Here is a 14,493-nt window from a genome sequence, read left to right on the forward strand (position 1 = left end):
TTTTTGTCCCGTCCGCTACGCCCGGCGCAGACGCCAGAGCATGCCGGCCGCAAGAACCAGCACCGCCAGCGCATACAGCCCGCCGAGAGCACTCATCGATACCGGCAGGCCCCAGAGATAGTTCGGCGCGTCACAGGGTTTGGCAGCCTGCATGGGCATGTTCGCAAACCGCTCGGCGGCTGTCAGACCGTGCGGCACGACCATGTGGCATGCAGCGAACGGGCTCGGCCACCATCCGTGCTCCACGCCGCCATGGAGCACGGCAAGACCAACACTCGCGATCAGACATGCGAACGCCACGACAAAGGCTGCGGCGCGGATGAGCTTCTGGCGCACCAGTGCCGCCAGCACCCCGGCCGCGATCAGCACGCGCCATGGCATGCGCTCGACGAGGCACAGTTCGCACGGCACCATGCCGAGCCGATACTGTGCATCGTAGGCGATGCCGAGCGCGAGCACGCCCGACAGCGCAAGCACGAGGCCGGTCGCGGCCTGCGTGCGCTCCCGCGTCGACATTACCTGTGCTTGACCCTGTGCTCCGGCTCACGATCGTGAGGCGACGGCAGTGCGTGAAGTGCCTCGAGGAAGTCCCGGGCCCACGTTGCCGCGGTATGCTTCCAGACTTCATCGCGCATGCCATGCCAGCGGCGCTTGCGCTCCGGCAGCGGCATCGTCAGGGCCAGATGCAGCGCATCCGCCGTATCGTCCGCATCATACGGATTGACCAGCAGCGCATCGGGAAGCTCGGGGGCGGCCCCTGCGAAATGCGAGAGCACCAGCGAGCCGGGATCCTTCGGATCCTGAGCCGCGACATACTCCTTGGCGACGAGGTTCATGCCGTCCCGCAACGGCGTCACCAGACCGACATCGGCAATCCGGTGGAACCCCGCGAGCGTCGTGCGGGCAACGGGAGACGTCAGGTACCGGATCGGGGTCCACTCATAGGACGCGTATTCGCCATTGATGCGGCCGACCAGTTCTTCAAGCTGCTGGCGAAGCTGCTGGTATGTCGCGACCCCGCCGCGCGAGACCGGTGCGATCTGCAGGAACGTGACCTTGCCCAGATGTTCCGGATAGCGCTTGAGAAGCTGTGCATAGCCGAGCATGCGCTCGGGCAGCCCCTTGGAATAATCCAGACGATCCACGCCGAGGATGAGCTTGCGCCCATGAAGGCTCTCGCGCAGCGTGCGGCCGTCATGGCTTTTCACGGCCGTCTCGGCCTGCTCGAGAAACCCGTCCGGGTCGATGCCGATCGCGAACGCACGCGCCTTCACCTGCACGCCGCAGGCGGCAAAGCAGCCGTCGAGATTGATCGCATCCTCTTCCGTCTGCACGCCGACGAGGTCGTAGGCCGTCATTTCATGCAGGAGCTCGTCCGCGATCGGCAGGGCGCGCGACACGCTCCATGGCGGAAACGGAATGTGCAGGAAGAAGCCGATGCGACACATCACGCCCGCATCGCGCAGCATCTGCCCGAGCGGAAACAGGTGATAGTCATGCACCCATATGACGTCGTCCGGGCGCAGCAGCGGGGTCAGATGTTCGGCGAACATCCGGTTGACCTCGAGATAGGCGTCCCAGTCCGCACGGCGGAAGCTCAGCATACCCATGCGGTAATGACAGAGCGGCCACAGCAGGCCGTTCGAGAAGTTCTGGTAGAACCCCTCGTACTGGGCAGGGGTCATGTCGATCGTGGCGTATGTCACGCCATCGACCGTGTCCTTGTCGACCTTCTGTCCCTTGACGTCGTCGACCTGGTTGCCCGACCAGCCGAACCACATGCTGTCCACGCCGCGCACGGCATCGCGCAGCCCGACGGTGAGCCCGCCCGCCGGCTGCGTGCGCTCGCGGGGCGACGGTGTGCGATTGGATACGACAATCAGACGCCCCATTGGTCGCCCTCCCCACCGGCGAGGGCTTCAAGCCAGGCGCGATAGGCCGGCACGTCAGGAAAATCGTCCGGGATCATCAGCCCGAGGCCGCCCCGTGCCCGTGCTTCGCGCACGCCGTCCAGATCGGTGACGTCGTCGCCGACGAAGATCGGGCGCCGGCCCGTGAACGGTGCCTGCTCCAGCAGACTGGCGACAGCATGACCCTTGTCGATGCCTTCCGGGCGGATTTCCCACGCCATTTTCGCGGCCTGCACGTGAAAGCCGCTCTTCTCGACCTGCCAGCCGTCCACAGCCTGGCGCAGCAGCTCCGCACTGTCCGGCCGACCACGGAAATGCAGCACGAGCCCGGCCTGCTTGCGTTCGATGGTCACGCCGGGCCAGTCCTTCGCCAGCTTGTCCGCCTGCTCCAGCCACTGCGCGGGCAATACGGGCAGGCTCGCCCGCTCTGTCGCTCCATCCGGGGACCTGCGCATGGCGACACCGTGCTCGCCCGCGATGGCGAACGGGATGCCGGGAAGGAAATGATCCACCTGTGCGATCGGACGGCCCGTCACGATGGCCAGCGCACCGCCGCACTTGTCGCGCAGCGTGGTGAGGGTCCTGATCAGCTCTGGGGGAACCACGACGGCATCGGGCGTCGGTGCGATCTCGACCAACGCGCCGTCGAAATCGAGCATGAAGGCGGCTTCGGACGGTGGAAAGGCCGGCGCGGACACCAGCTTTCGGCTCGACTCATCGCTCATGCGTGGAGATGTCCCTCTTCAATCGAAATATGGCTGGCGTGATCTACGTCTGACATCCGGTCAGAGTGTGTGTCCACCCGAATGACTGATGACGGACGCAGGCATGCCTCGCTCAAAGTGCAGATAATCGACGGTCGCGCCGCAATGCGGCGATCCGATGGCACCCAAACGGCCGGACAGCCGTTTCGCGAACTTCACGATTGTGTGAACTCGTGTCCCGACTGTTCAGTTCCCGCCCGGAACCAGCGGCGTCGGCGGAGGCAGGGGGGCGTCATCGGGCGTGCTGCCCGATCCGGGCGCAGGCGTTGAAGGCTGGGGCGCTGGTGCCGCCGGCTGGCCCTCTTCCGGCGGCAGCAGCGGCGTCGGGGCGGGACCTGCGGATTGCGGCGCGGAAGGCTGGCTGGCCGCGGGTGCGCCCGTGCCGCTCGGCGTATTCGGCGTCGCGTTGGCCTGGGCCGGCCCGCTATCCGGCGTCAGGGGCGTTGGTGCCGTGCCCGAGGATGTCAGTGGAACCGGCGCGCCGCCCGGCGTCTGCGCCTGAGGCTGGCCCGTCGCGTTGGCAGGCGCATTGCCCGCACCCTGTGCGCCGGTATCTGCAGGCGGGGTGGACTGGGTGTTGGCCAGGGTCAGGGGCGGAAGCTGCGGCGCGAGCTGGGGCCCGGTACACCCGACGACGTGAACCTCGTAAAGCGCGTTCTGCAGCATCGACAGCGAAGGGGTCGAGGCGATCATCCACCCGTCGAAGCCCGAACCGCCGGGCGTCGTGTCGGTGATGGTCGCCTGAACGGCCGAATCACCGGGAAGCGTCTTCGGACGCTCGAGACAGCGATGAACTGCAATCCCGAGCGTCTTGTAGTGCCCGACGTCGTCCACGCCGATGGTCATCGTCTCGACATGGGAATCGAGACGGTTGAGCACGCGCAGGACAGCCTGCCCGCGGCCCTGCCACAGCCCGGCCGGATACATGAGCGGCGGCGCCACGACTTCGGCGCCCCACGCATGGCCCGCCAAAAGCCCGACTGTGCACAAAAGCGCCGCAGTCCGCCCCGTTGTCGTATGCCGCTTCACGCTCCCGGCTCCCGGAGGGCCGCGACCATGTCCTGAAGCATTCGGCGCATCGTGTCGGGATCGACTCCCATCAACACGGCATCTTCGAATGCATCCCGAAGCGTCTGTTGCACGTCACGTTCGTTTTCCCGCAGGACCCGCAGTTTCTCGACGCATGAGATCGGCGCACCCGCACGGTCGGTCCAGACGCGATCTTCAGTGACGCTCATGGCCCGCCATTGCCGCCACCGGTGCCGGACTTCGACTTGCTCAGGGTATCGGTCACCGAGAAGATGAACTTGCTCAGCAACTGCTCGAGGCTGATCGATCCCTGGGTCTGGCCCATCGTGCCGCCCGGCTTGAGCATCGAAGTGTCGCCGCCCGGCGAGAGCGCGATGTACTTGCCGCCCAGAAGGCTGTCGGACGTGATGATCGCGGCGCTGTCGTCCGGCAGCGCAAGCCCGTCGCGCACCGTGAAGGTCACCTGCGCGCGAAATCCGTGCGGATCGACACGCTCGGCCGTGACATGGCCCACTGTGATACCGGCCAGACGGACGTCCGAACCGACGTCCAGACCGTCAATCTGGTTGAAGGACGCATTCAGCTCATAGCCACCGTTTGCATGATGGCGACCGAACATGGCGACGGCCAGCAGCGCGATGAGAAGCACGATGACGACGAATCCGGTCGTCAGTTCGAGCGTATTGCGGGAGGCGGCCGCGGTGCGCGCGGTAGCTGACGACATGGCTGGACCCTGGACGACGTGGAGGCGGGGCGAACACCGCCCGTCCGACCCCACATAAGGACTCGCGCGCCACACGTCCATGGCAGGCGTGCCCGCGCCGACGACGGGCCGCAGACAGGGGGCAGGGATGCGGGCGTCCTTGCGGTTATCCCCCATATCCCCGCTATGCGGAGCATTAACCCGGCCCCGCGGCTGACGAACATGCTTCCGAAGCGGCGGTCCGCTCCGGTAGGATCAGGTTCATGACAGCCAAGAGCCCCGCGCCCGCCAGAAGTTACTGGACCGGTGTCCGCATGCGCAGCGTGCGGCTCGGCGTCGACCCCGACGATCCGAGCCCGCGCACCGTCACCCTGCCCGAGGCATGGGACGACGATGCCGCCAGCGCGCTGGTGGAACTGGCCGGCCCCGGCACGCGCCCGGTTCGCCTGTCCGTCGAGGCCGGGCGCTGGATCGACATGCTGGACGGCGAGGCGGCGACGGCCGACGATCGCGCCACGCTGCGGGCAGCCGGACGCACCCTGTCATGCCTCCTGCTGCTGCGCCAAGTCGCACCTACCCGGGCCCTGTGGGAACGCCGGACCGACCGCAGGCCCGGATTCGTGCTCAACCTCGCGGCTTTCGTGCAGGACGGCGTCTTCGCGGCCGAGCAGTTCGTGGCGACCCTGCGCCTGCTGTGTGACGTGCTGCGCCGGATCGAGGCAGCGGAAGGCGCAATGCGCAATGGCGAACTGCCGTTGCTCGCACCCCTGCCGCCCACAGCTGCGCCCGGCGGCGATGCGCCCAGCGCGCGGGCCGGCGAAATGCTGCTGACCAATCTCGACGCCTGTCTGGCAAGCCTCGGGCTCGATTACGACAGCGACGAGGGCCGCGATGCCGCCTGCGCGCTGGCGTCGCTCGCGACATCGGTTGCGCGTCAGGGCGCGGGGCCGGTTCCACTGCCGCCCAGCGCGTGCCCGATTCCGGGCCTGGGCATGATTGCGGCTGGTATTCGTGATGCGGCCGACCAGGATGAGGACAGGCCGCGTCTCGCGCTCGTCGAGACCGGGTTTTCGGCACCCGGCCCGATCGATGCTCTGCTGGGGGTCGAGGCCTGCGGGCTGGCGCCGATCTTCTCGGCCCTGACCCCGGACGGAGCCCTGCGCCCCTCGACGCTGCATCGCCTCGCCCATCACGGCTACACGCCCGAGACCGCTCTCGCGGCGAGCCTGGCCGGCGCCAGCCCGCTGACCCTGCCGGGGCCGCTTGCCCATGGGGCGATGCACCGTGCTCTGGCCGGTTTCGTGGACCGGATGCCCGCGCGCCCCGAACCCGGGGTCGCGGAAGCAACTCCGAGCACGCTCGCGCGCGGCATCCGTCGCCCCCTGCCTGCCCGTCACGGCGGCTTCACCCAGCGCGCCTCGGTCGGCGGTCACAGGCTTTACCTGCGCACGGGCGAATATGATGACGGCAGCCTGGGCGAGGTCAGCATCACGCCCGCGCGGGAAAGCCCGATGGCGCGTGGCCTGCTGGACTGCATCGGGCAGGCGGTCTCGATCGGGCTGCAATATGGCGCGCCGCTCGATGCTTTCGTCGAGCGCTTCGCCCATACGAGTTTCGGCCCGGCGGGCACCGTCGAGGGCGATCCGGTCGCAGCCTATGCGACATCGTTGCTGGATTATGCCTTCCGCGCGCTATCGGATGCCTATCTGGGCCGACGCCTGCCGGATGCCGCCCCGCAGGAGACGGCGGTCGAGGATCCCGATCCGATGCTGCCGCTCGGCCTGCCGGCCGACGCCCCCCGCAATCCGAAGCTGCGTCTCGTCAGCTGATCCCGATTCAGGAAGGAAATTTCATGTCCGATCGTCCCGAAACCCGTCTCGAAGCTCTGGGCATCACCCTGCCGAAAGCCGCGGCCCCGGTTGCGAACTACGTGGCGTGCGCACAGACCGGAAGCACGCTGATCGTCTCCGGTCAGCTGCCGCTGGTCGACGGCAAGCTTCTGACCACCGGCAAGCTCGGCGGCGGTGTCGATGCCGAGACCGGAACGGCCTGCGCGCGCGCCTGCCTGATCAACGTGCTCGCGCAGGTTCAGGCTCATCTCGGCGACCTCTCGCGCGTCAGGCGCGTCGTGCGTCTCGGCGGCTTCATCGCCTGCACGCCCGAGTTCACCGCCCATGCCGGCGTCATGAACGGCGCCTCCGACCTCGCGGTCGAGGTGTTCGGCGATCTTGGCCGCCATGCCCGCTCGACCATCGGCGTGCCCTCGCTGCCGCTCGATGCACCGGTCGAGGTCGAGGCGATCTTCGAAATCGCCTGAAGGGCGGGGCGATCTGCGGGGTGCTGCCCCGCCCCCGGAAGGGACCTCGGTCCCTTTACCCTGATTGTCAGGGGATAAGGGTTTCCGATGGGGGGCGGCTCCCGGTGTCAATCCGGGGCGGAAATGTTCCTCAGACCGTGCTCAATATCAGGCTCGTCTCGGAATTGAGCACGCCGTCGACCATGCGCACCTCGCGCAACACGCGATCGAAATCCTGCAACGTCTCGGCCCGGATTTCCGCGATCAGATCCCACGATCCGTTCGTCGTATGCAGGGCATGCAGCTCGGGCACGGTGCGCAGGTTGCGGATGACCGCACTGGTCGACCGGCCGGAGACCTCGATTAGCATGATGGCCCGTATTCCATCATGATGCTCGCGGGCGCGGACGGTAAAACCCAGGATCGCGCCGCTTTCCAGCAGGCGGTCGAGCCGGATCTGCACCGTCGCCCGAGTGACGCCCAGCGCCTGCGCCAGCTTGGCCACCGGCGCGCGTCCGTCGCGGCGCAAGAGCGCGATCAGCTGGCGGTCCAGGGCATCGAAGGCGTGCATGATGCATTCTGTATGGCGCGCCCTGACAAACCGAGCGAAAAAACGCGCCGCACCATACACTCTGCACATTCGTGAAGGGCACTGTGTCCGCGCAGACTTCCCGGCATCACGACAAGGCCGGGGGAGAACGGGCGATGGTGCGATACGTCGGGGTCGGAAACCTTGTGCGCCTGATCGGACATGTCAGTATCGAAACCGTCATTCGCGATCTTGCCGGCTACATCGAAGCCGACTTCCACCGCTGGCCCGACTTCGAGAAGACACCCCGTCTGGCAAGCCATTCATCCGATGGCGTGATCGAGCTGATGCCTGCGAGCGACGGCGCCTCATACGGCTTCAAATACGTCAACGGTCATCCGGCGAACACGAAAGCCGGCCTTCAGACGGTCACCGCCTTCGGCGTGCTGTCCGATGTCGCAACCGGCTACCCCGTCCTTCTGGCCGAAATGACGATCCTGACCGCCCTGCGCACCGCCGCCACGTCGGCACTTGCCGCACGCTGTCTCGCACGACCCGATGCACGGACCATGGCGCTGATCGGCCTCGGCGCGCAGTCCGAGTTCCAGGCGCTGGCCTTCAAGACCCTGCTGGGGATCACCCATCTGCGCGTGTTCGATGTGGAGCCGGCAGCGGCGACGAAGCTCGTGCGCAATCTCGGAGGCCACGGTCTGGACATCGTGGTCGCATCGTCGAGCCATGACGCCGTCATCGGCGCGGACATCGTCACCACGGTCACGGCCGACAAGCTGAAAGCCACGATCCTGTCGGACAACATGATCGGCGCGGGCGTGCATGTGAACGCGGTCGGAGGCGATTGCCCCGGCAAGACAGAACTGCATCCCGATATCCTGCGCCGCGGCCGCGTATTCGTGGAACTGGCGGAACAGACGCGCATCGAGGGTGAAATCCAGCAGATGCCCGAGGATTTCCCGGTCGTCGAACTCTGGCGGGTCATCACGGGCGAGGCGTCCGGGCGACGCGATCCGCGCGAGATCACGATCTTCGATTCCGTGGGTTTCGCCACCGAGGATTTCTCGGCCCTGCGCTATCTGCGCGACCGGATCCACGGCAGCGATTTCTTCGAGGAGATTGACCTTCTCGCCGAACCGTCCGATCCACGCGACCTGTTCAGCCTGCTGAAACCGTCCAGATCCGGAGATCCCGCTTGATCAAGTTCTTCTCCGTCCAGGCGCCCGCCGCCGTCGTGATGATCCGTCCCCATCATTTCCATTCCAACCCGGAGACGGCGGACGACAACGTCTTCCAGATCCGTCAGGACGACGCGGCCGACGCCCGGATCGCGGCTCAGGCACACGCGGAAGTCTCAACGGCTGCCGAACAGCTGCAACAGGCAGGCATCGCCGTGCACCTGTTCGAGGACGAAGGGCGAACGACGCCCGATTCAGTGTTCCCCAACAACTGGTTCTCAACCCATGCCGGCGGCCACATCGCGATCTACCCGATGTTTTCGCCCAGCCGCCGCCACGAGCGGCGCATGGACGTGATCGAATTCCTCAAGCGCCACTACCGCGTTCAGGACGTGATCGACTACTCGGGCCTGGAACAGGACGGGATCGCGCTGGAAGGGACGGGCTCCATGGTGCTCGATCACATCCAGCGCATCGCCTACGCCGCACGATCCAACCGGACAAATGAGGTGGCGCTCGAGCGCTTCTGCACGCACTTCAATTTCGAGCCGATGTTCTTCAACGCAGCCGATGCGACGGGTCACAAGATCTATCATACGAACGTCATGATGTGCGTCGGCACGGCGTTCACGCTGATCGGACTCGATACCATCGTGGAGCCGGAGCGGCGTCGGGAAGTGGCTGCCCGCCTGTCGGAGAACGGTCGGGACGTGATCGACCTCACGCATGACCAGATCGCGGCCTTCGCGGGCAACGCGATCGAACTCGCAGGCTCCGACGGCCCGGTCCTAGCTTTGTCGCAACGCGCCTTTGCAGCCCTGCGGCCCGACCAGATCGCAACCATCGAGCAGTCGGCGCGACTGCTGCCGCTGTCGGTGCCGACGATCGAACTGGCCGGCGGGTCAGTCCGCTGCATGCTGGCCGGAGTGCACCTGACGAAACGACCGGGCTGACACAGCCCGTAAGGCGGGCAGCCGGACCGATTGCGGGCCGCAGCATCCCGACCGCGCAGCCGGAAATGCCCTGCTCTGGACGAACAGACGCGCGAGGCAGCTTCAGATGGGGCAGTCGCCCGGACGTCTGCACCCCGCTTTCGCGTTGACATGGGCGCGCCGGACCCCAACTCTCAGCGTCATGTCAGAATGGTCGCTGAGCCTGCACAGCGCGATCGCCGAGATCGCGCCCGAGACGTGGGATGCCTGCGCCGGGGATGACAACCCGTTCGTCAGCCATGCCTTCCTGTCCGCGCTGGAGGACAGCGGTTCGGTCGGTCCGCGGACCGGCTGGCTGCCCCGCCACGCGATCCTGCGCGATCCCGATGGCAGGGTGCTGGCCGCCGCGCCGCTCTACGGGAAATCCCATTCCTACGGCGAATACGTGTTCGACCATGCGTGGGCCAACGCGTTCGAGCAGGCTGGCGGGCGCTATTACCCCAAGCTCCAGCTTGCCGTCCCGTTCTCCCCGGTGCCCGGCCCGCGTCTGCTGATCCGCCCCGATGCGATGGCCGATCGGGCCGTCATCATGCGGGCATTCGGCGGCGCATTGATGCAGGCCTGCGGGGAACTGGGCCTGTCCTCGGTCCATGCGACGTTCTGCGAGGAGGCCGAACAGGAGGCTCTCGTTGCCGATGGCTGGCTGCCGCGCCTTGGGCTGCAATATCACTGGCACAATCGCGACTATCGCGATTTCGATGACTTTCTGGGAGCGCTGGCGTCACGCAAGCGCAAGTCGCTGCGCCGGGAGCGGCGTGACGCACAGAAATGCGGGCTCGTCTTCCACACCAAATGCGGCGATGCGATCACCCGTGAGGACTGGCGCGCCTTTCATCGGTTCTATCTGTCGACCATCGATCGCAAATGGGGCAGCGCCTATCTGAGCCAGTCGTTCTTCCCGATGCTGTCCGAGCGTCTGGGCGATCGTGTCGTGCTGATGACGGCCGAGCATGACGGCGTGCCGGTTGCAGGCGCCATGAACCTGCGCGGACGCGATGCGCTGTATGGCCGCAACTGGGGCTGCACGGGCGACTGGCCCTTCCTGCATTTCGAGCTGTGTTACTACCGGGCGATCGACTTCGCGATCGAACATGGCTTGTCCCGTGTCGAGGCGGGCGCGCAGGGCGAGCACAAGATCCAGCGGGGTTACGTGCCGGTCCTCACGCGGTCGGCGCATTACATCGCCCATCCCGGTCTGCGTGACGCGATCGAATCCTTTCTGGACGCCGAACGGCCCGCCATCGTGGCCGAGGCCGAAGAGCTGGCGACCTTCTCGCCCTACCGGCAGGACGACGCGCCCTGATCGGTCCGACCGCATTCAGTTGTTGAGAATAATTATCACTAGCGATAGGCTCGCGTTCCCAACCTTCGGGAGATGCGTCTATGATTCGCTGCCTCTGCACCGGCACCTCGTCGCTCGCCAGACTGCTGAGTCCCTCCGCGCGGTCGACAGACTGGCCCCCGGGGGTGGAGGCATTCCTGTCCGGCGAGCAGGGCCCTGGAGCATCCGGTGACGGCATGACGTCGGAGGAACCCTCTGCATCGCGTGGCACACAAGGCGTTGGCGGCCAGATATTCCGGTCGTAGAGACTGGATGATGTAAACGTTTCGGCAAGGATTGCCGGACCATACTGCGCGGGACATCCGGAGCCCGAGCGTATGGAAAACGCAACCTACATAGCCCTGTCCCGCCTCGATACCGAGCAGCGCGCGATGAGTGTCGTGGCCAACAATCTGGCCAACGCCTCCACCGCCGGTTTCAAGGGCGAGCAGGTCCTGTTCAGCGACTATCTGTCCCGTCAGTCCGCAAGCGGTCTGCCACCGGGCGGCGACATCCAGTCCTACACGCAGGACCGCGCTACGTTCCGCGACACGACCCAGGGCGAATTCCAGCAGACCGGCAATCCGCTGGACGTGGCGATCGGTGGCGACGGTTATTTCCAGATCCGGACCGATCATGGCGTCCGCCTGACACGATCCGGCCGTTTCGAGCGGCTGACGGACGGGACGATCTCGGATGAGTCCGGAAATGCCGTGCTCGACACGCAAGGCAATCCGATCCGCCTGAACCCGACCGATCACAGCGTCACCATCACTTCCGACGGTACGATCGAGACCGAGACCGGCATCGCGGGCCAGATCGGCATCGTGACGCCCGCGGATGAAAACCGCGTGCATCAGGAAGGCGGCAAACTGCTGCGTGCCGAGGGGCAGACGACGGCGGTTGCCGCTCCGAAGCTGATGCAGGGCGCGCTCGAGGCCAGCAACGTGAAGGCCATGACGGAAATGACGCGGATGATGGATATCCAGCGCAATTTCCAGTTCATCGCCCAGTTCGTCGAAAGCGAGGCCACGCGCCAGCAGGATGCGATCTCCAAGATCGTCCAGAACCAGTCGTAACCGCTCCCGCCCCGAATCCAAGGCTCCTGACTCATGCGTTCACTCGATATCGCCGGCACCGGCATGCAGGCCCAGCAGACCAACGTCGAGACGATCTCGAACAACATCGCGAACATGACGACGACCGGCTACAAGCGGTCGCGAGCCGAATTCCAGGATCTGATCTACCAGGACATGCGCCGGGTCGGCACGAGCAGCTCCGACACGGGCACGATCGTGCCCGCCGGAGCGCAGGTCGGCCTCGGCGTGAAAACCGCCGCCATCTATCGCATCAACGAACAGGGCAGTCTGGAACAGACCAGCAATTCCCTGGATTTTGCCATTCAGGGCAACGGCTATTTCCAGGTCACGCTCCCGTCGGGGCAGCTCGCCTATACACGTGACGGCACGTTCTCGCTGTCGAATGACGGCACGATCGTCACATCCGACGGCTATGCTGTCAGTCCCGCGATCGTGGTGCCCAGCAATGCGCAGAGTGTCTCGGTCGATCAGTCCGGGCAGGTCAACGTGACCGTCGCCGGGCAAACGACGCCGCAGCTCGTGGGTCAGCTCCAGATCGCGACCTTTGCCAACGAGAACGGTCTTGCCGCTATGGGGCAGAACCTGTTCACGCAGACCGCGGCCTCCGGCGATCCGATCGTCGGCACGCCGGATACCACGGGTTTCGGCAGCGTGATGCAGGGGTATGTCGAGAACTCGAACGTCAACGTCGTGAGTGAGATCACGGATCTCATCACGGCGCAGCGGGCCTACGAAATGAACAGCAAGGTCATCACGGCGTCGGACGACATGATGCAGACGCTTACGAATCTGGGTCGCTGACGTCCATGCGACGCGCGTTCGCCCTGCTGGCCTGCATCCTTGCGACACAGTCGGGGCACGCCGCGAGTGTTCGCGGCATGGCTGTCGTCAATGGCACCAAGGTGCATCTGTCGGATCTGTTCCGCGACCTTGCACCGGGACAGGACGTCGAGATCGGCGACGCGCCGGCCCTCGGCAAGACCTTTGTCGTCGGCGGGCCACAGCTTACCGCAATTGCGGCGCAGTTTGCCGTGGACTGGCCCGATGCCTCGCCGCTGGCCGCCGTGACGGTGGTACGCGGAACGCGGATGGTCGATGAGACGGCCGTCATGCCGGCCCTGCGCGATGCGCTGCACATTCCGGCCGAGGCCGCGAATGTCGAGATCGCATTGAGCGGGTTCAAGCCGGTGGCGGTGCCCGCCGAATCGCCCGATCGCATCCGCCTGACGCAGGTTTCCTATTCTCCGCAACGCAGCGATCGTTTCACGGCTCGCCTCGTGCTCGGACCTGCGGATAATCCGGTGGAAGTGCCGCTCAACGGGACGGCGGCCGTTACGCAGATCGCGCTGATCCTGCGTCATGCCATTCGTGCAGGTGATCCCGTGCTCCCCGACGACCTCCAGTCGTCCGTCATGCGGGCGGCCACGATCCCCGACGACGCGGTCCGCATGCCGGGCGAAGTAGAGGGGCTCATTGCGCGCACGAGCCTTGCGGCCGGCGCACCGGTCCAGATGTCCCAGTTGGCGCATCCGGCCCTGATCGCCCGGGGCGATCCCGTGGTGATTTCCTATGTGAGCGATGCGCTGCATGTCACGGCCTCCGGCTTTGCGATGCAGGCGGGCGGTCACTCGGATATCGTGCGCGTGTTCAATCCGGCGACCAACATGGTCCTCGTGGCGCGCGTCACGGACCATGCCCAAGTCGAAATCGTTCCGGGCGCGGTTCCTGTCCCCGCCGGTCGGCACGGGCATACGATGGCGGGCAGTCACACACTCCCGATGCTCTGACGGCGTATTTTTCGATCGTCATTAACCGGGCGTTCATGCCTGTCGCCTTAGGTTTGACCCTGTCGAGAAACAGGGAGGGCGGTCCAGAATGGTCCGGTGTCGTCATTTGCGCGGCTGGGTGTCGGTCATCGTCCTGCCGGTCGGGCTCGGGGCCTGTGGAACGCTTGCCGGATTGTCGGAAGTCGGGCGTCCACCGCGCATGACCCAGATTTCGGATCCGACACTGGCCACGAACTACCGTCCGGTCACGATGCCGATGCCGCCGCTTCAGGCTCCGCCACAGGAGGCGGCCAGCCTGTGGCGCCCCGGAAGCCGCGCCTTCTTCAAGGACCAGCGCGCCGCCCAGGTTGGGGACCTCGTGACCGTCATCGTCGACATCACCGACAATGCCAGTCTGAACAACGATACGACAGCATCGCGAACGTCGTCCGAGGACATCGGAATTCCGAACCTTTTCGGGATCAAGCAGAAATTCGTGCAGCACCTGATCGGCGCGGATACGCTGTCCACGTCCAGCGACAACAGCAATGTTGCGACCGGCAAGATCAACCGCAACGAGACCGTGACCCTGCGTCTGGCCGGGACGATCACGCAGGTCCTGCCGAACGGCAACTTCGTCGTCATGGCCCGGCAGGAAGTCCGCGTGAACAGCGAACTGCGGGAACTCAACGTCAGCGGCATCGTCCGCCCGCAGGATATCACCGCGGACAACACCGTCACCCATGACCGCATGGCCGAAGCCCGCATCTCATACGGCGGTCGCGGGACGCTGACGCAGCTTCAGCAGCCCCGCTACGGACAGCAGGTCATGGACGCGATCCTGCCGTTCTAGGGCCCGGACTCATAACCAGTAGCTGACGGCCGCGACGAGG

16 protein-coding genes are annotated in these 14,493 nt (G+C 65.9%); 9 read left to right on the plus strand and 7 right to left on the minus strand.

Going from position 1 to position 14,493, the window contains the following annotated elements:
- Nucleotides 1–15 precede the first annotated feature (15 nt).
- The 6 genes from B8446_RS09370 to mlaD all read right to left on the minus strand — a co-directional run bounded on the left by B8446_RS09370 (nt 16) and on the right by mlaD (nt 4,427).
- Nucleotides 16–516, minus strand: a complete 501-nt coding sequence (locus tag B8446_RS09370; protein ID WP_048849095.1) for a disulfide bond formation protein B — start codon at nt 514–516, stop codon at nt 16–18.
- The gene (locus tag B8446_RS09375; RefSeq protein WP_048849096.1) at nt 516–1,892 is read right to left on the minus strand and encodes an alpha,alpha-trehalose-phosphate synthase (UDP-forming); all 1,377 of its coding nucleotides are present in this window, start codon (nt 1,890–1,892) and stop codon (nt 516–518) included. Before B8446_RS09375 ends, B8446_RS09370 begins: the two co-directional genes overlap by 1 nt.
- Complete coding sequence (otsB, locus tag B8446_RS09380; RefSeq protein WP_048849097.1) at nt 1,880–2,635, minus strand: trehalose-phosphatase; 756 nt, start codon at nt 2,633–2,635, stop codon at nt 1,880–1,882. The genes B8446_RS09375 and otsB overlap by 13 nt, the downstream gene beginning before the upstream one ends.
- A gap of 225 nt (nt 2,636–2,860) precedes the next feature.
- Entirely contained in the window at nt 2,861–3,703 is an 843-nt protein-coding gene (locus B8446_RS09385) for a DUF2155 domain-containing protein (RefSeq protein WP_148505932.1), read from the minus strand.
- Nucleotides 3,700–3,912, minus strand: a complete 213-nt coding sequence (locus B8446_RS09390; protein WP_048849099.1) for a hypothetical protein — start codon at nt 3,910–3,912, stop codon at nt 3,700–3,702. The genes B8446_RS09385 and B8446_RS09390 overlap by 4 nt, the downstream gene beginning before the upstream one ends.
- Complete coding sequence (mlaD, locus tag B8446_RS09395) at nt 3,909–4,427, minus strand: outer membrane lipid asymmetry maintenance protein MlaD (protein ID WP_048849115.1); 519 nt, start codon at nt 4,425–4,427, stop codon at nt 3,909–3,911. The genes B8446_RS09390 and mlaD overlap by 4 nt, the downstream gene beginning before the upstream one ends.
- A gap of 242 nt (nt 4,428–4,669) precedes the next feature.
- Between mlaD and B8446_RS09400 the strand changes: the two genes are divergently transcribed.
- A complete protein-coding gene (locus B8446_RS09400; protein WP_048849100.1) occupies nt 4,670–6,235 on the plus strand; it encodes a TSCPD domain-containing protein in 1,566 nt (521 codons plus the stop codon).
- A 23-nt stretch (nt 6,236–6,258) separates the two neighbouring features.
- Nucleotides 6,259–6,723 carry a RidA family protein gene (locus B8446_RS09405; RefSeq protein ID WP_048849101.1) on the plus strand — a complete coding sequence of 155 codons (465 nt, stop codon included), beginning with the start codon at nt 6,259–6,261 and terminating at the stop codon, nt 6,721–6,723.
- Nucleotides 6,724–6,853: 130 nt separating this feature from the next.
- Here the strand turns inward: B8446_RS09405 and B8446_RS09410 are convergent, their stop codons facing one another.
- Nucleotides 6,854–7,273, minus strand: a complete 420-nt coding sequence (locus B8446_RS09410) for an Lrp/AsnC family transcriptional regulator (protein ID WP_048849116.1) — start codon at nt 7,271–7,273, stop codon at nt 6,854–6,856.
- A 134-nt stretch (nt 7,274–7,407) separates the two neighbouring features.
- Here B8446_RS09410 and B8446_RS09415 point away from each other — a divergent pair, with 134 nt between their 5' ends.
- The 7 genes from B8446_RS09415 to flgH all read left to right on the plus strand — a co-directional run bounded on the left by B8446_RS09415 (nt 7,408) and on the right by flgH (nt 14,453).
- On the plus strand, nt 7,408–8,442 hold the full coding sequence (locus B8446_RS09415; protein ID WP_048849102.1) for an ornithine cyclodeaminase: 1,035 nt from the start codon (nt 7,408–7,410) through the stop codon (nt 8,440–8,442).
- The gene (gene ctlX, locus B8446_RS09420; RefSeq protein ID WP_241767726.1) at nt 8,439–9,374 is read left to right on the plus strand and encodes a citrulline utilization hydrolase CtlX; all 936 of its coding nucleotides are present in this window, start codon (nt 8,439–8,441) and stop codon (nt 9,372–9,374) included. Before B8446_RS09415 ends, ctlX begins: the two co-directional genes overlap by 4 nt.
- A 181-nt stretch (nt 9,375–9,555) precedes the next feature.
- Nucleotides 9,556–10,716, plus strand: a complete 1,161-nt coding sequence (locus B8446_RS09425) for a GNAT family N-acetyltransferase (protein ID WP_048849103.1) — start codon at nt 9,556–9,558, stop codon at nt 10,714–10,716.
- A gap of 356 nt (nt 10,717–11,072) precedes the next feature.
- A complete protein-coding gene (gene flgF, locus B8446_RS09430) occupies nt 11,073–11,813 on the plus strand; it encodes a flagellar basal-body rod protein FlgF (RefSeq protein ID WP_048849104.1) in 741 nt (246 codons plus the stop codon).
- Between the two features lie 33 nt (nt 11,814–11,846).
- On the plus strand, nt 11,847–12,635 hold the full coding sequence (flgG, locus tag B8446_RS09435; RefSeq protein WP_048849105.1) for a flagellar basal-body rod protein FlgG: 789 nt from the start codon (nt 11,847–11,849) through the stop codon (nt 12,633–12,635).
- Between the two features lie 5 nt (nt 12,636–12,640).
- The gene (flgA, locus tag B8446_RS09440; protein WP_048849106.1) at nt 12,641–13,621 is read left to right on the plus strand and encodes a flagellar basal body P-ring formation chaperone FlgA; all 981 of its coding nucleotides are present in this window, start codon (nt 12,641–12,643) and stop codon (nt 13,619–13,621) included.
- An 88-nt stretch (nt 13,622–13,709) separates the two neighbouring features.
- Nucleotides 13,710–14,453 carry a flagellar basal body L-ring protein FlgH gene (gene flgH / locus B8446_RS09445; protein WP_048849107.1) on the plus strand — a complete coding sequence of 248 codons (744 nt, stop codon included), beginning with the start codon at nt 13,710–13,712 and terminating at the stop codon, nt 14,451–14,453.
- Nucleotides 14,454–14,493 lie beyond the last annotated feature (40 nt).

The sequence above is a fragment of the Tanticharoenia sakaeratensis NBRC 103193 genome, from assembly GCF_000963885.1.
Taxonomy (GTDB): domain Bacteria; phylum Pseudomonadota; class Alphaproteobacteria; order Acetobacterales; family Acetobacteraceae; genus Tanticharoenia; species Tanticharoenia sakaeratensis.